23 protein-coding genes, 1 tRNA gene and 1 pseudogene are annotated in these 18845 nt (G+C 58.6%); 19 read left to right on the top strand and 6 right to left on the bottom strand.

From position 1 onward, the window contains the following. Positions 1 to 66 precede the first annotated feature (66 nt). The 15 genes from RX331_RS37685 to RX331_RS37615 all read left to right on the top strand — a co-directional run bounded on the left by RX331_RS37685 (position 67) and on the right by RX331_RS37615 (position 12774). Positions 67 to 318 (top strand): hypothetical protein, encoded by a 252-nt coding sequence (locus tag RX331_RS37685; RefSeq protein ID WP_317254611.1) that lies wholly within the window; start codon positions 67 to 69, stop codon positions 316 to 318. Between the two features lie 42 nt (positions 319 to 360). Further along, complete coding sequence (locus RX331_RS37680; RefSeq protein ID WP_317254610.1) at positions 361 to 597, top strand: hypothetical protein; 237 nt, start codon at positions 361 to 363, stop codon at positions 595 to 597. 307 nt (positions 598 to 904) lie between these two features. Next, entirely contained in the window at positions 905 to 3700 is a 2796-nt protein-coding gene (locus RX331_RS37675) for a DUF927 domain-containing protein (RefSeq protein WP_317254609.1), read from the top strand. Beyond that, on the top strand, positions 3690 to 4340 hold the full coding sequence (locus RX331_RS37670; RefSeq protein ID WP_317254608.1) for a hypothetical protein: 651 nt from the start codon (positions 3690 to 3692) through the stop codon (positions 4338 to 4340). The genes RX331_RS37675 and RX331_RS37670 overlap by 11 nt, the downstream gene beginning before the upstream one ends. Positions 4341 to 4761: 421 nt before the next feature. Further along, positions 4762 to 5430: a DUF1353 domain-containing protein gene (locus tag RX331_RS37665; RefSeq protein ID WP_317254607.1), complete on the top strand. Its 669-nt coding sequence runs from the start codon at positions 4762 to 4764 to the stop codon at positions 5428 to 5430. 37 nt (positions 5431 to 5467) lie between these two features. Next, the gene (locus RX331_RS37660) at positions 5468 to 6562 is read left to right on the top strand and encodes a hypothetical protein (RefSeq protein WP_317254606.1); all 1095 of its coding nucleotides are present in this window, start codon (positions 5468 to 5470) and stop codon (positions 6560 to 6562) included. Positions 6563 to 6713: 151 nt separating this feature from the next. Then, positions 6714 to 7100: a hypothetical protein gene (locus tag RX331_RS37655; protein ID WP_317254605.1), complete on the top strand. Its 387-nt coding sequence runs from the start codon at positions 6714 to 6716 to the stop codon at positions 7098 to 7100. After that, complete coding sequence (locus RX331_RS37650; RefSeq protein WP_317254604.1) at positions 7097 to 8098, top strand: phage tail protein; 1002 nt, start codon at positions 7097 to 7099, stop codon at positions 8096 to 8098. Before RX331_RS37655 ends, RX331_RS37650 begins: the two co-directional genes overlap by 4 nt. A gap of 35 nt (positions 8099 to 8133) precedes the next feature. Continuing rightward, complete coding sequence (locus RX331_RS37645; protein ID WP_317254603.1) at positions 8134 to 8379, top strand: hypothetical protein; 246 nt, start codon at positions 8134 to 8136, stop codon at positions 8377 to 8379. Position 8380: 1 nt separating this feature from the next. Then, positions 8381 to 9046, top strand: a complete 666-nt coding sequence (locus RX331_RS37640; RefSeq protein ID WP_317254602.1) for a hypothetical protein — start codon at positions 8381 to 8383, stop codon at positions 9044 to 9046. After that, the gene (locus tag RX331_RS37635; RefSeq protein WP_317254601.1) at positions 8961 to 9206 is read left to right on the top strand and encodes an HGGxSTG domain-containing protein; all 246 of its coding nucleotides are present in this window, start codon (positions 8961 to 8963) and stop codon (positions 9204 to 9206) included. Before RX331_RS37640 ends, RX331_RS37635 begins: the two co-directional genes overlap by 86 nt. Before the next feature lie 148 nt (positions 9207 to 9354). Beyond that, positions 9355 to 10185, top strand: a complete 831-nt coding sequence (locus tag RX331_RS37630) for a hypothetical protein (RefSeq protein WP_317254600.1) — start codon at positions 9355 to 9357, stop codon at positions 10183 to 10185. Between the two features lie 25 nt (positions 10186 to 10210). Further along, positions 10211 to 10768, top strand: coding sequence for a hypothetical protein (locus RX331_RS37625; RefSeq protein WP_317254599.1), 558 nt, complete (start codon positions 10211 to 10213; stop codon positions 10766 to 10768). 652 nt (positions 10769 to 11420) lie between these two features. Further along, positions 11421 to 12173 carry a hypothetical protein gene (locus tag RX331_RS37620; protein ID WP_317254598.1) on the top strand — a complete coding sequence of 251 codons (753 nt, stop codon included), beginning with the start codon at positions 11421 to 11423 and terminating at the stop codon, positions 12171 to 12173. Positions 12174 to 12192: 19 nt separating this feature from the next. Next, positions 12193 to 12774 carry a hypothetical protein gene (locus RX331_RS37615; RefSeq protein WP_317254597.1) on the top strand — a complete coding sequence of 194 codons (582 nt, stop codon included), beginning with the start codon at positions 12193 to 12195 and terminating at the stop codon, positions 12772 to 12774. A 3-nt stretch (positions 12775 to 12777) separates the two neighbouring features. Here RX331_RS37615 and RX331_RS37610 read toward each other — a convergent pair whose 3' ends face one another. The 3 genes and pseudogenes from RX331_RS37610 to RX331_RS39145 form a co-directional block, all read right to left on the bottom strand. Then, on the bottom strand, positions 12778 to 13329 hold the full coding sequence (locus RX331_RS37610; protein WP_317254596.1) for a thermonuclease family protein: 552 nt from the start codon (positions 13327 to 13329) through the stop codon (positions 12778 to 12780). 183 nt (positions 13330 to 13512) lie between these two features. Then, on the bottom strand, positions 13513 to 13674 hold the full coding sequence (locus tag RX331_RS37605; RefSeq protein ID WP_410708361.1) for a hypothetical protein: 162 nt from the start codon (positions 13672 to 13674) through the stop codon (positions 13513 to 13515). A 15-nt stretch (positions 13675 to 13689) separates the two neighbouring features. After that, positions 13690 to 13758, bottom strand: a pseudogene (locus tag RX331_RS39145) (transcriptional regulator); the annotation flags it as partial. A gap of 443 nt (positions 13759 to 14201) precedes the next feature. Between RX331_RS39145 and RX331_RS37600 the strand changes: the two are divergent. Both RX331_RS37600 and RX331_RS37595 read left to right on the top strand, forming a co-directional pair. Continuing rightward, positions 14202 to 14813 (top strand): hypothetical protein, encoded by a 612-nt coding sequence (locus tag RX331_RS37600; RefSeq protein WP_317254594.1) that lies wholly within the window; start codon positions 14202 to 14204, stop codon positions 14811 to 14813. Positions 14814 to 15051: 238 nt separating this feature from the next. Further along, the gene (locus RX331_RS37595; protein ID WP_317254593.1) at positions 15052 to 15828 is read left to right on the top strand and encodes a hypothetical protein; all 777 of its coding nucleotides are present in this window, start codon (positions 15052 to 15054) and stop codon (positions 15826 to 15828) included. Between the two features lie 19 nt (positions 15829 to 15847). Here RX331_RS37595 and RX331_RS37590 read toward each other — a convergent pair whose 3' ends face one another. Beyond that, positions 15848 to 16762: a trypsin-like peptidase domain-containing protein gene (locus tag RX331_RS37590; RefSeq protein WP_317254592.1), complete on the bottom strand. Its 915-nt coding sequence runs from the start codon at positions 16760 to 16762 to the stop codon at positions 15848 to 15850. Positions 16763 to 16916: 154 nt separating this feature from the next. Here RX331_RS37590 and RX331_RS37585 point away from each other — a divergent pair, with 154 nt between their 5' ends. Together RX331_RS37585 and RX331_RS37580 are read left to right on the top strand one after the other, a co-directional pair. Beyond that, entirely contained in the window at positions 16917 to 17372 is a 456-nt protein-coding gene (locus RX331_RS37585) for a hypothetical protein (protein ID WP_317254591.1), read from the top strand. Between the two features lie 96 nt (positions 17373 to 17468). After that, a complete protein-coding gene (locus RX331_RS37580; protein WP_317254590.1) occupies positions 17469 to 17789 on the top strand; it encodes a hypothetical protein in 321 nt (106 codons plus the stop codon). Between the two features lie 72 nt (positions 17790 to 17861). On the opposite strand, the gene RX331_RS37575 is transcribed toward RX331_RS37580, so the two are convergent. Further along, entirely contained in the window at positions 17862 to 18572 is a 711-nt protein-coding gene (locus RX331_RS37575) for a hypothetical protein (RefSeq protein ID WP_317254589.1), read from the bottom strand. Between the two features lie 71 nt (positions 18573 to 18643). Then, a tRNA-Arg gene (locus RX331_RS37570) sits at positions 18644 to 18720 on the bottom strand. Positions 18721 to 18845 lie beyond the last annotated feature (125 nt).

The following is an 18845-nucleotide window of genomic DNA, read 5'->3' as shown; positions in this document are numbered from 1 at the left end:
CGGATTTCTCGACGCTCCATTTACCTCGCACCCACGGAGATTGATCCGTGATTATGCGAGGCCACGATGGACACCGAAGAAGTACATCTCACTGAGCGCCACCTTCGAAGGAAGGATGCCGCCAAGTACGTGACCGACACGTACAACGTACCCTGCTCTCCCAAGACGCTCGCGAAGCTCGCCTGCATCAGCTCGGAAGGCCCGCCCTTTCGGCTCGCCGGGCGCTTCCCGCTTTATCCCGTCTCCGGTCTCGACGCCTGGGCGCAGAGGAAGATCGGGCCACTGGTCAGGTCGACCTCTGAGCTTCGCGTCGCCTGACACCATCCCTCCAAAAGAAAACCCGGCTGCACGATCCACATCTTGGCGGATCAGGTCGTGCGCACCGGGCTTCCAGGAAATCGTAGTATGAAAAGACATAGCAAACGCACCCGGCAATCTCAATCCGTTTCTGACCTGCCGCTCTTCTCGTGGCGCGTCACCGTCCTGACGCCGAGCAGCCAAGCCGGCCTGTTCGTAGCCCGCCGCTACCGCGTGCACCCGGCCTTCGCTGATCTGATCGCCAACCTGGCCGGTCTCGGAAGCGAGGTGCGCCAATGAGCTATCCAGATAGCCCCGGCTTCAAAGCCGTCGGTCCGAGCAGCGAGGCGGCGCAGAAGCTGACGGAGCATGCCGCCACCGTCCGTGAGCGCGTCCTTCACTTTCTCCGATCGCAGCATCCGGCAAGTTTCACGCCGGACCAAATCGCTGCGCGCCTCGAGATCAGCTTCCTGAGTGTCAGGCCGCGGATCTCTGAGCTCCACCTGCAACGCGAGATCGAGCCGGACGGAACGCGATGCAAGAACGTGTCGGGCATGTCAGCCCAGTGCTGGCGCGCCGCAAAGATTTCAGCGGGAGAGCCCCGCTAATGGGAACGATCATGAATAGCTTCAACAGCGCCCAGCGTGTCGATTTCAAGGCCGTCAGCTTGGCGGCCCGCAGTGCATTGGATTTCGTCATCCCCCAGCTGCTGCCTGGCGGACGCCGCGAGTCCGGCGAGTGGGTCGCGCGTAACCCGACCCGCAACGACGCGAAGCCGGGCAGCTTCAAGGTCAACCTGCGCAGCGGTGTCTGGTGCGACTTCGCAACCGGCGACAAAGGCGGCGACGTCATCGACCTCAAGGCGTACCTCGACGGCAAATCGAAGCTGGACGCAGCGCGCGACCTCGCGTCGATGTTGAACGTCCAGTCTACGGCTACGACCAACCTGACCGGGAACGTGCGCGATTCCCAGCCGAAGATGACCGCGAACGTCGCGGCGACGCCGGCCGAGGCCAAAGACGCGCCTGTCCTCCCCGCGCGGACGAAGCCGGATGAGGATGGCAAGCCCCGCTTCATGGTGGCGGGCGACGAGGGGCCGCGCCCGCGTGACAACGAGAAGCGACGCCACATCTACAAGTGCGGCGGCGTGCCTGTTCGCATCAAGATCATGACCAAGGGTGAGCAGCGGGCTTTCAACGCCTATCGCGTTGCAGATGTCGATGGCACCACGGGCTGGCAATACCGCAAGCCCGATGGCTACAAGTCCGTCCCCTACGTGGCTGGGGATCTCGACAGCTCGACCACGGTCTTCTGGCCCGAGGGCGAGAAAGACGTCGATTCCGTCGGCAAGTGCGGCGGCTGCGCCGTCACGTTCGGCGGCGTCGGCGACGGGTTGCCGGCGGGGTGCGAGCAGTACCTCGCTGGTAAGCGTCTCGTCATCCTGGCCGACAACGATGACGAGGGATCGGATCACGCCGATGCAAAGGCGGCGCTCGCATTCGGCGTCGCAGAGAGCGTCCGTGTCGTGCGGTTCCCCGAACTGGAAAAGAAGCAGGACGTGTCCGACTGGATCGAAGCCGGGCACTCATTCCAAGATCTCGAGGAGCGGGCTCAGACGACCGAGGAATGGAGACCGTCAGCGGAAGAGCTCAGCCAGGAGGAGGAGCACATCCAGACCCGGGCCGAGAAGAAGTCGGCCCTGCCGGTTGGCTACAGCTTCTCTGATCGGGGTCTGATGTGGAGCAATCCGGACGATCTGGACAAGCCTGCGATCCTGGTTGCCGGTCACTTCGACGTCGTGGCGGAGACCCGCGATACGGATGGCGCAAGCTGGGGCGTGTTGTTGCGCTGGCGCGATCACGATGGCCGCGAGCACCAGTTCGCGCTGCCGCGGGCGACCTTGGCTGGAGACGGCTCGGAGGCGCGTCGGATCCTGATGGATGGCGGGTTCTTCATCTCGCCCAGCAACACCGCTCGCAACCTGTTCAACTCGTTCCTGCTTCAGGTGAGGTCGCCGAAGCGGGCCAGGGCTACCCAGCGGGTGGGCTGGCACAGCAACTCGTTCGTCATGCCAGACGAGTGCTTCGCCGTTGACGATCGAGATCTCCTGCTGCTGCAGAGCGCGTCTGCCCACGAACACCCGTTTCGTCAGGCGGGCAGCCTGGAGAGCTGGCAACAGAACGTGGCTAGGTACGCCGTCGGCAATAGCCGGCTCGTGCTGGCGCTGTCCGCGGCCTTCGCAGGTCCGCTGGTGGGCCCGTCCGCGGCCGAGGGTGGTGGCGTCCACTTCAAGGGCGCCTCATCCACGGGCAAGAGCACGGCGTTGCATGTCGCTGGCAGTGTCTGGGGCGGCGGCGATACCAATGGCTACATCCGCTCATGGCGATCGACGGCCAATGGCCTGGAGGGCGTCTCACTCGCGCATTGCGACACGTTGCTGTGCCTGGACGAACTGTCCCAGTTGGCGGCGAAGGATGCCGGCGAGGCCGCCTACATGCTCGCCAATGGCTCAGGCAAGTCCCGCAGCACGCGCGACGGCTCGGCCCGTCGGGCGGCGAAGTGGCGCGTCCTCTTCCTGTCTTCGGGTGAGATCGGCCTGTCCGACAAGGTGGCCGAAGATGGCCGTGGCAAGCGTTTGGCAGCCGGTCAGCAGATCCGAATCGTGGACGTGTCGGCAGATGCCGGTGCCGGGATGGGGATGTTCGAGCAGCTGCACGGGTTCACGTCACCGGACGCACTCGCGGTTCACCTGAAGACCGCGACCCAGCAGCACTACGGCGCCGCCTCCAGGCAGTATCTCGCGGCCATCGTTCCGCACATCGAGGACATCCGGAAGACCGTGAAGGATGTCGTAAACAGCTTCTGCGACACCTATGTACCGGCAGGAGCTGACGGGCAGGTTGGCCGCGTGGCTCAGCGGTTCGGGCTCATCGCTGCCGGCGGCGAGATCGCGACGCTGTACGAGATCTTGCCCTGGTCGCGAGGAGACGCCGTGAAGGCAGCCGCCCTGTGCTTCGAGCAGTGGCTCGCAGCGCGCGGTGGGCATGAAGCGGCGGAGACGGCAGCCGGAATGGAGCAGGTGAGAACCTTCCTGCTGAAGGACGGTATGTCTCGCTTCATCCCGGCATGGGAGGACAACGCCCCCAAGGGGATGCAAGCTCGCGACGTCGCCGGCTTCAGAGAGCAGATGGGCGATGGTTGGGACTTCTACGTCACCACCACGGCATGGAAGGAAATCTGCGCCGGGCTCGACCCGCGGCGCGTAGCAGCGACGCTGAGGCAGAAGGGCTACATCGAGGGCGAAGGCTCCCACATGGCGAAGTCAGTCCGGGTACCCGAGTACGGGAAGATGCGGCTCTACCACATCCGCTCGACGTTCCTGGAGGATGCAAATGAAGCATGACTTGCAAGCCTTCTCCCGGGACATCATGGCCCTCATGAAAATGAGTGGGGACAGTGGTGGCAGTGGGGACACTTTCGAGAAGTCCCTGCGGCACATGGACTTTTTTGTCCCCACTCAAGAGACGATCGTGTCCCCACTCGAAAACGAGTGGGGACAGCCCCTGGCGGCGAGTGGGGACAGAAAACCGCAACAAATTGAATCGGTTACGCAAGGTGTCCCCAGTGTCCCCACTGCCACCACTGATTTCGAAGAGGGGCGAACGACCCAATTCTTCGAGGACGACCCGGCCGGATGGCATGCAATTCTGCAGCAGCTGAAGCGGATGCAGGCCCCCGATTGGGCCGGCGCAGAGCGATGGTCTCAGATGATCGAGGACGCCAATGCCTTCCTGTCGAACTGGGATCGTGCCGCTTGCGATCTCGGCTGGACCGCCCTGGACTTGTTCGGCGTTCACCCCGTCGCGCCAGGACGCCGATACGACCTCATGGGACTGATGATGCTGCTCGGTGGCGGGACCGTGTTCGCGTTGACCGAACAGACAGCGGCTTTCCGGCGGCCGTCAGGATCGGCGCTCACCTATCGACGGAAGCATATGTCGGGCGCCACGCTACTCTGTGGAGATCACCATGCGATCCGCTGAAGAAAGTCCTTGGAAGGTTCTCGTCCCGTACGATCCGCGTGAGGGTATAGGTCTGAAAGAAGCGGCGGCTCGAGCCGGCAAATCCGAAGCCACTCTGCGCAACTGGTGCGCACAATATGGGCTTGGCAGGCGGGTCGGTGGAGGCATCTGGGTAGTTAGTCAAGTCGCGCTCGCGATGTTTCTTGACGATGATCACAGAGCCTTGTCTGCCTATCACGGTGGTGATCGCGCGAGCTCATTGGTGAAGCGATACTTTGAGCGCATCCGCTTGTCTCGGGGTTCGTAAGACCGCGCTCGGTCGAGCATCTTTGTGCCAAGTAAGGCTCGCCCCGATGAAATCATTGTAGCTTTGCAAGTCGAGCCAAGTCGAGCTATGCTCTCTGAGATTGAGTGCGGAGCTTTTGTTAGCCTGGAGGCGGAAATGACCTTCACGGGGGTGCGAGAGCAAGTCGTCCATATATCCCGACGTGAACTGCTTGCGTCGATTGTGGCTTTTCCAATTCTCAGTGCGACTACCGGGATGGCGCATCCTGAAGGTAGATTTGTTGGAACGGTTGCCGCGGAATGGATTGGTGACCGTCGCATGCGTCTCCTCAAGCCATTTGAGTTTATCGACGCAAGCGGTCGTCGCTGGCCGGTTCCTGAAGGAGCCATGATCGATGGGGCATCAATACCGCGCGTATTCTGGAGCATCATCGGAGGTCCCTTCGAGGGAAACTACCGTGGACCGTCAGTTATTCATGATTACTACTGCGACACGCGCACTCGGAAGTTCGCGGAGGTTCATCTCAACTTCCATCAGAGCATGCTTGTAGCCGGCGTGGGCCCCAGCTTAGCGTGGCTCATGTATCGAGCGGTGGCGGTATTCGGGCCGAGTTGGCCAGATCCAAAAATTCCCGCGAAGTGCGAAATTGTGGATAACAATTACGACTTCGAGTTCTGTGCGCAGAACGCCGCGAAACCAGAAGTTACGTTCCCGAAAACTGCAAGAATAGACCTCAATGCATTCGCTCAAGAGCTCGAAGCCGAAGGGAAGGTCGATCCCTCCGACCTGGCGAAGCTCCGAAAATCGATAGAAGCGACACCGTAGCTCAAACCGCTCATATCCGAATGAAATGGAGATGCACATGATCATCTCTGCGCTTCGGGTTCCGCTCTGCCTTTACCTGCTATGGACATGTTCTCTTTCCACACCGTCGGCAGCAAGTGATAAGGATCTAGCCGCTCCAAGCTGCGACCTCAGGCTCGAGGGAGAAATTGCGGAAGGCAGTTTGAAACGGCTTCAAGTTGACTATGCCGCCGCGAACAAGAAGTTCGCTGCGATTCCCAAGAAGCCGACCGAATCCGTCACCTTCGCCCCCACTCTCTGCCTCAGTAGCCCAGGGAGAAATCTTCAAGAGGCGCTCCGAATAATAGAGTGGCTCCGCGAGACTACCTTTATCACGACCTTTGTCCCGCAGAACGCAAGGTGCCTCTCTGCCTGCGCATTGATCTTCATGTTTGGAAACTTCAACGAAGGTCACGGCATCATTGGGCCAAGGCGTAAGCTGCACCACCTAGGTCAACTTGGTTTTCATAGCCCACATATAGCCCCCTTGATAGACGCGAAGGACCCAGTTTTGTCCGCTCGAGCCTATCGATCAGGTATCAAGGCCATCGGAGAACTTCTTGAAAAGGATTCCGATGACATCTTTTTCCCGAAGACTCTGTTGGTCGAAGCCCTCAGAAAGGAGCCCGAGGAATTTATGTTTGTGGACACTGTGCAGCGAGCAGCATCATGGGGAATCGATGTCGTCGGCTTCGATCCACCGAAACAGCTAACAGCGAGAATGTTAGAGGCGGCATGTTTGAATAAGGCTCGTCCAGATCAGTTCAAGGGGGCAAGAGGGATGACGCGGTGGTGGGGCGCTGGCGACTCTCCAACTGGGCAAAGAGAAGAGCTTACGGCATCTGCGGCCACTATCATGCTTCGTGGGGGCCAACATCGTGCGGTCTTCAGTAAGTTCGGCGATGAAGATGCGTTTGTCTGTGTTGTCGATGTGTACTCGAAGCAGGGTGGCGACTTGGCGATTGATATCAATTTTGGTGAAAGTGCCCGCGATAAAAGGGTTCCCAAGCCGAGGCGTGTGAATGCCGAATATGATGGAAACTCACCACTCTGGTACACCTTCACGGGGAGTGTGCGACTACAGGATCTTCCGAAAAAAATCGAAAAGCGCTAGTTGGCTGCAGCCGGATCGTGCTGCCTGGTGCTATGAAGGTCGCCGATTGAACCTAATAGTCGCAAAGTCCGCAAGAGTCTCAGCTTTAATATGGCTCGATGTAAGCAACTTCCTTACTGACAATCTCATGCAATCTGCATGAGGACGAACGATGGACCACCCCGCCACATTCGAGCAACTGATACAATTTCGCGCCCCCGCGAACCTGTCAAAAGCGATCGACAGGGCCGCAAGCCAGCGTTGCCAATCGAAATCAGACTACATTAGACAGGCGTTGGTCGACCGGCTTCACGCCGACGGCGGCTCTCCTCTCGGCGAGCAGCAATATTGCCTGGTCATCGATGGCGAGCTGATCGCAACGAGCTTCAGGCCAACTAAGGATGACCGCGGAGGCGTATGGCTCCCGATCGAGAACGAGGACAATCAGCCCTTCGACCCGGCTCTGCACTGGCGCCTGAAGCCACTTCCGCTCCGCTTGGATGGTGATCGCGTGGTGCGGACCTATCCCGTCATCGCCAAGTGCCAGGAGCACGCATGAGCGGGTTGGCGTGGTGGTCTCAGACCGCAAACAGCAATGCGAACGGCAACGGGGATGTCGCCATCAATATGGCTGAGGGAATGGCGCCCTCATCCGTAAATGACAGCGTTCGGGCGCTGATGGCCTCGGCTGCCAAATATCGCGACGACATTGCTGGTGCGATCGTGACGGGTGGCACCTCTACGGCGCTCACTGTGGCTACCTATCAGAGCTTCGACACCTTGGCCCGCCTCAGTGGGCAGGTAGTTGCTTTCACACCTCACACCACGAACGGCGGCCCCACCACGCTCAACGTGGATGGCCTCGGCGCAAAGCCGTTACGGTCAGCACCGAGCACAGAGCTTGCTGCCGGCCATCTCGTCCAAGGCACGCCCTACGTCGCGGTCTACAACAACAGCGACGCAGCCTTCTACCTGAGGGGCTTCTACGGCAATCCGTACTCGGTGCCTATCGGAGCCACCATCGACTTTATCGGCTCGACCGCGCCTAACTCGAGCTTCGTGCTGGCCTACGGCCAAGCCATCTCCCGAACGACCTACGCCACGTTATTCGCGATGATTTCAACCACCTACGGCATTGGCGACGGCTCGACCACCTTTAATGTGCCGGACCTTCGCGGTCGCGTTGTCGCTGGCAAGGACGACATGGGCGGGAGCGCGTCGGGCCGACTGACCAGCGCGACCATCAGTTCCGGGAGCCCAACCACCCTGGGCGGTACCGGCGGCTTAGAGACGATGCAGCTCGGGACGGCTAACTTGCCCCCATACACTCCGTCCGGCACCATCACGAACGGAGCTATTTCCATTTCGCATAACGCCGTCAGCTTGGCGCCCAGTATGACAGGTGGTGGTGCCTTTTCGGCTGGCGCAAACACCGCGAGCATTTCAGCGTCACAGGCCGCCTCGACGTTCACCGGCACGGCGCAGGGTGGCACGAGCGCGGCGTTCGGCAGGCTTCAGCCCACCATGATCCTGAACAAGCTCCTGAGGATCATCTGATGACTGAGACATGTATCGCAGAAAGTCCCGAGACCTTGCGCATCCAGCAGCGGCCGTTCTCCAAGGCAGACGTTGTGGAGCGAGTGACGGCGGGCGAACAGCTTGTCTGCCTTACCGAGCGTGCAGCCAACGGAACGGAAATCCGCAGCGCCGCGGCCACGGCCAGCACGATCCCCATTCAGCGCCAGTATTTCGAGACCACCAGGGAGCCGGATAGTTCTATCGAAATCCGCGGGCTTGTGGATGTCCTGGCTCAACGATTGGACAGCTTGCGAGGTTGAAGTGGGACGCAAGGTCAAGAAGAACGCCCCCCCTGCCGAGCAGGTCCCGGCGGCATCGACGCCAGTGACCAAGGCGAACGTTGCGTATTGCCCCCCTCCGGACGAGCTCGACACCAGCGTGCCCGAACTGAAGCACCTGGGTGGGTCTAAGTCCGACCAGTGGAATCTGATGCTCTGCAATCAGGTCATCAGCACCGCCTGGTACGGACGCAATCCGCAGCCTGGCAAGGATCTGGACGACAAGAGGACGGCCATCCTCGCCTTCATGGCGGGGGTCAACCCGAAGGACACGATCGAGGGCATGATGGCTGCCCAGCTCTTCGCTTCTCACGCCGCTGCCATGGAGTGCTATCGCCGAGCGATGCTTCCTGACCAGAGCGTTGAGGGCAAGCAGATGAACCTCACGCTGGCGGCCAAGCTAACGAAAGCGAATGCGGAGCAGGTCGCAGCGCTATCGAAGTACCGCGGTAAGGGCCAGCAGAAGGTCGTCGTCGAGCATGTGCACGTTTACCAAGGCGGCCAAGCCATCGTCGGACAGGTCACCCCAGGGGGGTCTATGAAGAATTTGGAGGCTCAACCCCATGCTATTGGATATGCAGAATGCTCCCCGTTGCGGTGCGAGATCGAGGAGAAGCGGGAAGCCCTGCCAGTCGCCGGCAATGCCTAACGGCCGCTGCCGGATGCACGGAGGCCTTTCGCCCGGAGCTCCGAAGGGCAACCAGAACGCCTTCAAGCACGGGCGGTACTCCGCGACGTACATTGCGGAGAAGCGAGAGATCGCCGCACTTCTGCGGCGGATGCGTGCGTCCCCGTTGCTCGAGGTGTGAGGCTACTAGCCGGCATGGGACTTCCGCAAATATGAGTAGACTGATCAAGATGGGGCGTGACGATAGCTCTCGCACTAAGGCCACCCTTCGTGGTATTCTGGCAATAGGTTGACTTGCCGGGATCTTCCAAAGTTTAACGCTTAGTGCGATGCCCAAGAAGGACATAACACTCCATATCGAAGGTCACCCGGGCCACCGTGGGAATGCGCTTGCGCATGCGCTGGTCGAGAAGTTGCAAAAATTGCTGTCCGCCCTCGGGCAAGCCGAGAGGGCATTTATCGACAAGCGAGCCCGTCAAACTGACTATGAAGTCGTCGACGCAGGAAAGGTAAATCCGACGCACCTAACGCTTCATCCTATTCCGCGTAAGGTGAATTATGATCCCATGCCCGCGTTTCAGTGGACGTTCGAACAAATCGAGCGTGTCGCCACCGGCAGAGAAGTTGATGAGCGAGTTGATGCCACTTTAGCCAGGACCCTCTCCGATATAGCGAAGAAGGATCACGAAGACGATTACATTAATCTTTGGATTAGTGTCGACGGCGCCAAGGTCATCTTGGATGATGCGTTTCGCATTCGCTCCGAGGCGCTTGCAAGCCGGAAGGTTGAGCAGGAGCGACCGCCAGAATGGTTCGCGGGAGTTTCTCACGGCTCCATTGTGGGCGATCTTTTGCAGGTTGCCGATATTGATGGCGAACGCCAGTTTGTAATTATCCCCCCGCTCGGGGCTGGAAGCATTACCTGCACCTTCCCCGAGTCCAAGCGAGAGGAGATGCGGAAGCATCTCTTCAAGACTGTGCGGGTTATCGGTAAACTTCACTATCGGCAAGACTCCCCATTTCCCGTCCAAGTTGATATGGAAGATATCGAGCGAGCCTCTGCGTTTGAAGAACCACCTCACTTGCTGGACATGCGGGGCCTCTTCAAAGGGCTGGAGCGCGACAGCGATGATGCGGAAGCTATGTTGAATGGCATCTGAGCCAACATATTATTGGGACGCATGCATGTTCTACGAGGTACTTGGCGACGAGCCGGTATCTCCGGAGAAGAAGGGGGCAATTCAGGAGGTCTTGGAGGCCAATAAAGTCGGCGGGAATGTAATCTTCACGTCTGTCATCACGCATTTGGAGGTCATTCCTTCCAAGATCGAAGCGAAAAAACCGGGCGCGGAAAAGCAATATCTTGGGACGTTTGATGGGAAGCGCTTTGTAGATCTAGAGATAGGCCGAAATATCCTTCAAAGGGCCCGAGAAATCAGGGAATTTTACTACCGCCCTCCGGATGCCGCAGGCAAGGGGGCTAAGGTAATGGATGCTGCGGATGCGGTGCATTTAGCGACCGCCACGATCTATCGCGCTCATGAGTTTCACACCCGCGATAATGACGACCGCGGGACAAAAATTCCGCTAGTGACACTGTATCAGTGGAGCGGCTTGGACAAAGTCTGCAACAAGTATCCGCTTCAAATCGTTTCGCCTGAACACAAGCAAAAGGTCTTTCCATTCGACCAAAGTAAAACTGAAACTGCTGCAGAAGAGAAAGCTGGCAACGGAGCCGGATGACTTAGTTTTGGCCGCCCTTGCACTCCGCCTTCGGATCGGCCGTGGCAGCGTGAGCTTCACCGGAACCGAAGCATCATGCGTGGCTGGTCAACCACATCAATTGCATGTCGTAGTGCTCATGATGCCGGTGCGCATGGTGTTGCAGACCACAGGATCGGCTCTTGCCGCAGCGACTGGCGGGACGTAGGGCGCATTGCCTCCTCCTCCTCCGCCTCTCAGGCTTGCGACCTCGGCCCGCTGCCTGTCGGCCTCCATTGCGAGCCTCTGAGCCTCGCAGCCCGTGGCTCCTGAGCGAGCCAGGCAGTCCTTATAGGCAGCTACTGAAGCGTCGTACGAATTGTTGGCCTGAACGCTTCGGACCACGCCGCAGCCCGACAGGACCACTGCGGCAAGCAGAGCGGAAACGCGCAGTACAGGGCAAAAGACCAAATATAGTCGGTTCATGGCAAAGCTCCCCCTAGAGGTGATTCAACCGGAACGAGCGAGCTAAAGCAACAGCCACGTCCTCGCAATGGCGGGCTGTTCGTCCCCAGGGGTTAAATTCGCTTTCGTGAGCAAATTCAAAGGCATGTTTTCGGTTCAGTGTGAAGGCCTGGCAAGTAGATGGCCTGGGTCATAAGCTGCATCTGGACCGGGAAGAAGGAGAGGTTTCGTGGCAAGGGGCGAGGACGACAACGAGGAGGATAGGTCTCCTAAGTTGAGGCTCGTCAGCGGTAACCCGAATGCTCGCGCCGATCGACAGATTGAACTGGCCAAATGCGAAGTCCAGAACGCACTGTCTCAATTCGCCGGCGCGTTGCTTCGTACAATTGCGGGCAACGACACGGAAGCGGTCTATCTCATCCGTCGTCTGGCTCTCGTCGTGGAGGCGATCAACAAGTTCGAGAAACAGGCGGATCGCGGGATGTCGGCTGCAGAGTTGCAGGAGGCGCTGTGCTTGCCCCAAGCTGAAATGGATCATTCGGCGGACGATGATTGGCGCTATCGTCGCTGGCGCCGCGAGGACGGCTTCGACGACATTGTGAAAGGGGCGCTCCGCCTGGCGGCACATAAGCTTCTCGGGGAAGAGCCGGCCTTCGGTGGGATGCATTCCGAGAGAGTAATCGAGCGGGGAATTGAGGCGCTCGAGGAGTTGAAACGTCCCCCACCCTCATCCAAGCCTCGACCGACGCAAACTAAGAAGCTGGCCGGCAGTTGGGATGACCTTGTCCTAAGTCCAACACGGAAACCCAAGCGGAAGTTCGGCGAGCGGCTCGGGGGACCGCCCAAGCGCTCTGTAAGCCGAAGTACTGGGTTCGATGAAGCCGATCTGAAGGAGCTTCGAAAGGCGATCAAGGCGAAGGACAACAAGCGCATAGCCGAGCTGACGGCCAAGATTGGCCGGCGTAAATTCGAAGAACCCTAGAGTGACTAGAATCCAGAGCATGGCGAAAAAGGTTAGAGACGAGCAAAATTTCCTCAAGGAAACCGATGGCCGCCCCCTCACATCCGAAGAGATGCTCGAAATCCTGAACACGAACTGCACATCCGAAGAAGCAAAATCCCGCTCCCAAGAGAGGGCTAGAATCAGAAGCGCTGCAGACCGGATTAAGGGGCGCCCGCCGGAAGCTTGGCCCACATTTGAAATACGTTGGGATCTCTCTCCAGCGCACTTCTACCGCGTTTTCGACGGGGCGGATCCCGATAGCGTTGAGGAGAATGAATGTGCGGTCATCCCCGATGTCCCGCTGGCGAATATCGATGCAGTTCTTACCCCTTGGTGGCATCGAACCGCTGCCCAAGTCTGGAGTGTTGGAGACCCTGATAAGGCGGCCCGGGCGATAGTGCATTGGTCAGAAGGTCGGTTAATGACTCCGCCCCTGCTCGTTCCTACCAGCGATGGGCAGCTAGCCATTGCGGGCGGCAGCCACAGACTAGCTGTAGCAAGGGCAAAGGGAGTAAGCCGCCTACCAATATTGGTGAAGTCGGCAGAACAGGCGCGTGTACGGAAGATTCTGAAAATTTAGCACTCACCAGCGGTCGGCCGGTTCATCAGAACAGGTGGCCGGCCTGCCGCCCGCTTTGACGCAGGCACGGTACTTCCAAGGTTCGACAAAGCTTCCAGCCCAGATCCCGCGGCCGGCCCTCTCCGCACCGCGCTGCGCGTCCTCATACTTGCCTTTGGAGTACGTCGGCCAATCGAGCGCGTGACCGTTGGCGACAAGCCAGTGCCCGATGTCGGGGCCTGGCGTTCCAAGTGAGCAGGTCGCTACCGTGCGCCCGTAGTGGTCTCGGTCTACCGGAGAACAGGTGACGGGCCGCTGGATGGCCCAGAGCAGTCCTGCGAGCGCCGTCGCGGCAGCCCGACCGCACTGGTACAGCTTACTGTCGTCGTTCCGGCAGAGCTGATCACTCTCGGGGGCGTCGATACCCCAGAGCCTAATGCGCTGGCCATGGATCTCGATCGTGTCGCCATCGACGACGCTGGCCTGGCCAACCAGGTCGCCCGCAAAGGTCGCAGGAGCGTTTAGAACCGACATGGTCAGGGCGAGCCCAAAAATTTGATTTATTTCAATTTCCAAGATGATTTCTCACCCTTGAAAAATAGGGGAATCGTGAATTTGGCGGCAAAATAATTCCCTCTTTTATGGGGTGCGTAAGTTCGTCGGATTTACCGTTTGGCTGCACTGCGAAAAATGGCCTTTTGTCGCTCGCAAGTAGGAAGGCTGGGGCCCCAAAAGGGGTGGGGCACCTCTGAAAAAAAATCAACGCTTCCGCTTCTTCATCCTCACCCCGGCGCCCCCGCCATTCTCCGGGATGAACTCAACGCCGGCTTTCTCGAGCGCAGCGCGGACTGCATCCCGCACATCTTCGGATACGGCCGAGCCGTCATCGCTCTCACGTTCCAGGCGCTTGATGGTTGGCAACGATCTTCCTGCGGCTTCCGCAAGGTCCGTCTGAGACCAACCCAGTAGTCCCCGCGCAGCTCTTATCTGTTCGATTGAAATCATCACGATTCCCACTTGACACTTTTTGGATCATTGCTATGATCCATTTTGTATCAAGACCGCAGCCCAAAGGCAACCCAGATGAGCAACAGCACCTCTCCGGTGAACGGCGGAGCTATGTCCGCCCCTTTCCTCACTGATCAGCAGGCCGGGCAATTCATCCCCACCCCAGCTTTGAGCCGCCGTGAAGCTTCCGTTAGCAGGAAGCCGCGCTCATCGGCCAACGCGCTCCGCTCTAAGCTCATGACCGAGGCCCACGCCCGCGCCAAGGCGGACTATGCCGACGAACTCGCCTGCCGTGGTCGCGCTCACCACGTCAACCGCTCCTATAGATATTACCTCGCGCTCCAGATGCGCAGCGGCTTCGCTGAGGCCCGTGTTGCGCGAACTGGTGTGGCGCCAGCTTTCGAACTTCCCCCGCAGCATTGGGCATAAAGGAGCAGGACATGCTTTCCCCTACCACCAACGTCGACCGCGTTCGCGTTCCGGCTCGTCTGCTGCCGAAGGGCGACGTCACTGGCTCCGGCGAAACCGTCCTCAGTGTGAGCGCTGGCGTTGCGACGCCACGCGGCAAAGTCGAAGTGTCTCTAAGCAAGGGCGAACACGGTCGTGTGGCGGTATGGAATGCCGGTACAATCATCGTCGTGCGCCGCGGCACTTCCAATGCCTCCGCACCTGGGGTGGCCGACGATATCGCCGAGATCCCCCTCTCTGACCGGCTGCCTACATTTAATGAGCTGGCCAATTTCGATGCTGGCAAGGCATGGGACCTGCTCTCTCCGGAACAGCAGCGAGCCATCGGCGTGCTCGCACTCAGGTTCGGCACGGTCGGCCAGTGTGAGGGCTACTTCCACGACACCATTGAAGGCGTGCGCAAGGGCTTCAACTCGGCTCATTGGACGCCCCAGGTTCAGGCGACAGCCGTTTGGCCGCGCCTGCACGTAGAACTGATCGAGAGCGCAGCTCAGGTCGCGTTTCAGGACCTGTGCCAGCACTTCGATCCCCTATGGCCCCAGCTATTCGGCTGGCAAGCTCGAAAGGAGGTGAAGCAACCCTAGGCTTGCCATCTGTCACAGACCGGGTACGGGCGGTGCCCGGTCAATCTAACAATCCGCAATATAGAGAACTGACATGAGCAACGCGGTAGCTAATGGCGCCACGGGCGCCGGACTATTTTCATCATCTTCCCACAAGCAGGAAAGCGGGCTGGACGCATGTCAGCCCGGATCAGCGCACCCCGAACCATTGGCTTCTCCAAGCATTCCTGTGCCCGGGGCAATCAGCAGGAGGCTTCTCGTGAACTCACTCGTTTCAATTTCGCTGGCAGGTGCCACTCCCGTCGCCGCTCCTGCTATGCAAGCCACTGATCGCCGAGCCTTGGAGGCCTATGCGTCGTGGCTTCACATGGAGCGGCGCCTGCTGTGTCTCGAGCTCTGGCCTCACATGGGCTCCGACGCTGAGAAGTACGTCTGGGCCGACAACGCCGGCTATCATTGGCATTTCCGTGGTGAGGGAGATTGGCGCGACCTCCCTCAACCGTCGACGCGAGCTGCGGCCGTGCTGGATCTTGTGGGGGTGGATTGGAAGGACCGGAGCTATGGCAACACGAGCCCCCGTGACAATGAAGAACGGCCAGCGCTTCCTGCCGGCTGGCCCGAGACCGATCCGATACTGACCGCAATCGGGAACCACAAAGCGGCCGTCGCTGCATACAATGCCCTTTGCGTTCAGCAGGACCGGCTCGAGGCCGAGATACCCCAAGAAGTACGTCGCTCCAAGTATGCTGATGAGGAAATGGCCGACACCGACGATCCTCGCTGGATCGCCTTCCAGAATCTGCTGCAGTCTCTTTCAGATGCTGAGGTGGAAGCCGAGTGCCAGCTCGCAAATATCGCGCCGACTACACTTGCCGGTGTCATTGCGTTGCTCAGCTACGCCGTTGAGGTCGAGAGAGATCTTGGTTTCAGGGAGATCTACTTCGATCCGGACGAACCCAACCAAAAGATGGGGCGCAGCTGGTACTACTTCGTCAACCGCAACCTCGTCGAAACGCTGAAGAGCATCGCGGCCTGACTGGCTCCGGCCCGCCGGCTCACGCTGGCGGGCCGCCCTCCTCGGATCTCTTGAGGGGCGCGAAGAGCTTGATTGATTGACTTGGAGCCCATTCCCTTGAGCCTTGTGCCGGAGACTGCAAGCACTCATCAATCAGGTGGCGGTGCCAGACAAGGCCAATGCTGGCGTTGTTATCGTCGTCGAAGAGACGGCCGGAATAGATGCCCATAAATTCCGAGGTGATAATATTGTCGAGCCGCGTCGTGAAATCAGCCAGTGGAGCGGGACCGAAGATTCGAGCGAACACGGGCGAGCCAGACATCCCCTTGGAGGTTCGACAGTCGATCAAGAATGCCGGCCTCATGTTCCATGGGACAATAATTTCACTGGCGATGCTTCCACGCTTCCAGATCGGAAACGGCACGGGATAAGCATTGGTGCTCTCGGGTAAGGCGTGGCCAAGCACAAATACATCGCTACCGGCAAAATGCAGATATCTGTCGTACGTCATATCATTTACGCAGAAAACCCGGCTCTGATCTGGAAGATTGACGAGCTCCAAAGCGACAAGATCAACGTTCCATTCGAATGCCATCGAATGCTGAATCCAAAATGGGTTGTGAAAATCCTCGTAGAGCGGAACGTTCACTGTCGGCGCGAATCCGGTGCGCGTCCTGGGGGCCGAGGGAATTGACGGATTGTTTTCGACCTGACGTTCGAAATAACTCAGCTCAATTCGCTCGGGTACCCAACCGTTGCCGATTGGCTTGCCGTCCATCATGTTGATGCCGGTTACAACATGCCAATTCGTTATCAGAAACACCTTGCTGCCCATTCGCCAGAAGAAGCCTGTCGCCTGGCGTGGTTCGTTGCCAACCCCTTTCAGCTTGAGAAAGCAAGCGGCTAGAGACAGAATGTCAAAGCGGGTCGCATAATCGGGGAGGCTCAAGTGCATGGTTCTCTCGTCAGCAATTCCATGAACGTTCTGCTCTCATAATGCCGGCGCCGAACTCCGGACTAGTGCCTTGCATCCGTTCTTGATCACCATGACCAATGGTACTCTTACCTATATGCTTGACTGATTCTAGCGCTGGATGCTTGGGCCTAACATGAGCACTGAACCAGATGTTTATTCAAAGCAGGCCGAAGCGGCTTATCAGCTCAGTTTCGAGCTGCTGAAGAGTGCCAGGGCTGCGCAGATTGAATACGGCCGTTGGCTGGTGAACACCCTCTGGCTGATGCATTCAGGGGCCATTGTCGGCCTTCTCTTCAAGGCGCATGCTGGAGAGCATCCTCCATCTTACTCGGGTGCACTGTTTTGGTTCGTGGCTGGCATAGTTTCGGCGTTCGTCGCGGCATTCGCTGCTTGGTGGAATTTCACTTTCGCGGCTGTACTGTTTCATAGTTGGACCGACGTCAGAATGCTTTCCGATCCCAAGTATTGGCCGCAGCCAGACAAAGGCAGAGCTATGAAGGCGACCATGTGGATTGCGATAGTCGGCGGGGTGGGCTCGTTGGTCTGTCTAGTTGTAGGGAGTATCGCCGTTTGGCGGACGTGGATTTAAGAGAAGCTATGGGAGCAGTGCTTTTCGACGATCATAAGCCTGAAAAGATCAGACTGTTCGTGGACTTGATTGGTACTTCTAATCAAAGGATCAACAATGGGAAAGCCAACCAAAGAAGACAAGGAGCGTTTCCTTGCTGAAATGAACTCTGAGCGCATCGATAATATTGCTGAATACGCAAGTACTGGCCGTGTCCATCGCGAGCTGAGCAACGATCAGCTAATCGATGCTTTCGTGGAAGCCATGAAAGCACAAGCCGCGACGCCAAACGCAGTGGTCGCCGAATTGCAGCCGCTGCAGTACGAGATGGAGTTACGAAAGATCGAGCCACCGTACGATCGAATAGCGACTGCGGTCTCTAAAATTAGCAGGAACGCTATCGACCGACTTAGGAAGGCGTATGACAAGCTGCGATGACCGTCAGGGTTGTCGCCAAAGGTATGAGCCCAGCACTGACGATGATCGCCTATCTTCGGCCGCTGAGGATCTTCACGAAGTAACGTCGAGGTGTGCCACCTCAAATTTGGTGCCGGCGTAGCGATCCACTTCTTTAAAGGTAAGATTTCGAGTCAGAAGCAATTCATACTCCTGCGATTTCCCAACATGTCCCCACATGGCCGGCAAGGGGGCCTTGAGCTCAAGGACGCACACGAGAGGTTTCCCGTTCTTCATATCAATGCCCGTCCTTGCGAATGCTCTATTTCTGGCCACCACCGGATGAAGGCTCGTCGAGACAAAGGTCGGGTAAGGTCGTTGGGCCGCGAGAAGCCAATCCGCTCGGCCATGAAAGAGAATCTGACCGGCCGGGATGATTATTTGGGACTGAGCGATCTCGCCTGCCAGCCCTTCAACCAACGCAAGCTGTTTCTCATCAGCTGTACCGGCGGCGACTGCGCGGGCAGCATCGTGGTAGAGATCGAATGCCCTACGCCGGTATTGAGGAAAGTGCTTCAAGTCTTTTAGATGCGCTCGCTTTGCTTTCCAAGCCGCCACTATTGGACTCTTGCTAATGCGATCAATGATGGGGCCATGAAGTCGAGCAAAGAGGTCATTCTCGTCATCGGCCAAAAGGCGCATGAAGTCACCGATGCTAGAATAATTAAGAAGCGTATCGGGTCGCCCTTGACCTGTAAGGCGTTCCACCGTGCTCGAATTGCTCAACTGAAATGACCAAGTGTCTTGGTCGAAAGTAACTGTCACCCGGCGCTTACCTAATGCTTACCCGGACCCTCAAAGAATCTTGGCAATCGCCTGCAACTCATTGATTTTCTTGGCGCACCCGACACGATTCGAACGTGTGACCTTTGCCTTCGGAGGGCAACGCTCTATCCAGCTGAGCTACGGGTGCTTCGCCGCATCATTTAGCCGATTGGCCGGGCAGGGGCAACCGGCCGTTGCAGGGGACGGGGGCGACGAAGGTGGCATGACGAAGGCAGTGTTTCCTTTGCAAAATTCCGATCCGTTCCCGCCGAT

Origin of the sequence: Bradyrhizobium sp. BWA-3-5, from assembly GCF_032917985.1 — a bacterium.
Taxonomy (GTDB): Bacteria; Pseudomonadota; Alphaproteobacteria; order Rhizobiales; family Xanthobacteraceae; genus Bradyrhizobium.
This window is presented reverse-complemented; position numbering and strand designations above follow the sequence as displayed.

Excerpts from the sequence above, each read along its gene's own strand:
- RX331_RS37675 (WP_317254609.1), top strand. The coding sequence starts at position 905 with ATGGGAACGATCATGAATAGCTTCAACAGCGCCCAGCGTGTCGATTTC.
- RX331_RS37670 (WP_317254608.1), top strand. The coding sequence starts at position 3,690 with ATGAAGCATGACTTGCAAGCCTTCTCCCGGGACATCATGGCCCTCATG.
- RX331_RS37625 (WP_317254599.1), top strand. The coding sequence starts at position 10,211 with ATGTTCTACGAGGTACTTGGCGACGAGCCGGTATCTCCGGAGAAGAAG.
- RX331_RS37635 (WP_317254601.1), top strand. The coding sequence starts at position 8,961 with ATGCTATTGGATATGCAGAATGCTCCCCGTTGCGGTGCGAGATCGAGG.
- RX331_RS37685 (WP_317254611.1), top strand. The coding sequence starts at position 67 with ATGGACACCGAAGAAGTACATCTCACTGAGCGCCACCTTCGAAGGAAG.
- RX331_RS37655 (WP_317254605.1), top strand. The coding sequence starts at position 6,714 with ATGGACCACCCCGCCACATTCGAGCAACTGATACAATTTCGCGCCCCC.
- RX331_RS37660 (WP_317254606.1), top strand. The coding sequence starts at position 5,468 with ATGATCATCTCTGCGCTTCGGGTTCCGCTCTGCCTTTACCTGCTATGG.
- RX331_RS37615 (WP_317254597.1), top strand. The coding sequence starts at position 12,193 with ATGGCGAAAAAGGTTAGAGACGAGCAAAATTTCCTCAAGGAAACCGAT.
- RX331_RS37650 (WP_317254604.1), top strand. The coding sequence starts at position 7,097 with ATGAGCGGGTTGGCGTGGTGGTCTCAGACCGCAAACAGCAATGCGAAC.
- RX331_RS37590 (WP_317254592.1), bottom strand. The coding sequence starts at position 16,762 with ATGCACTTGAGCCTCCCCGATTATGCGACCCGCTTTGACATTCTGTCT.
- RX331_RS37600 (WP_317254594.1), top strand. The coding sequence starts at position 14,202 with ATGCTTTCCCCTACCACCAACGTCGACCGCGTTCGCGTTCCGGCTCGT.
- RX331_RS37580 (WP_317254590.1), top strand. The coding sequence starts at position 17,469 with ATGGGAAAGCCAACCAAAGAAGACAAGGAGCGTTTCCTTGCTGAAATG.
- RX331_RS37665 (WP_317254607.1), top strand. The coding sequence starts at position 4,762 with ATGACCTTCACGGGGGTGCGAGAGCAAGTCGTCCATATATCCCGACGT.
- RX331_RS37585 (WP_317254591.1), top strand. The coding sequence starts at position 16,917 with ATGAGCACTGAACCAGATGTTTATTCAAAGCAGGCCGAAGCGGCTTAT.
- RX331_RS37630 (WP_317254600.1), top strand. The coding sequence starts at position 9,355 with ATGCCCAAGAAGGACATAACACTCCATATCGAAGGTCACCCGGGCCAC.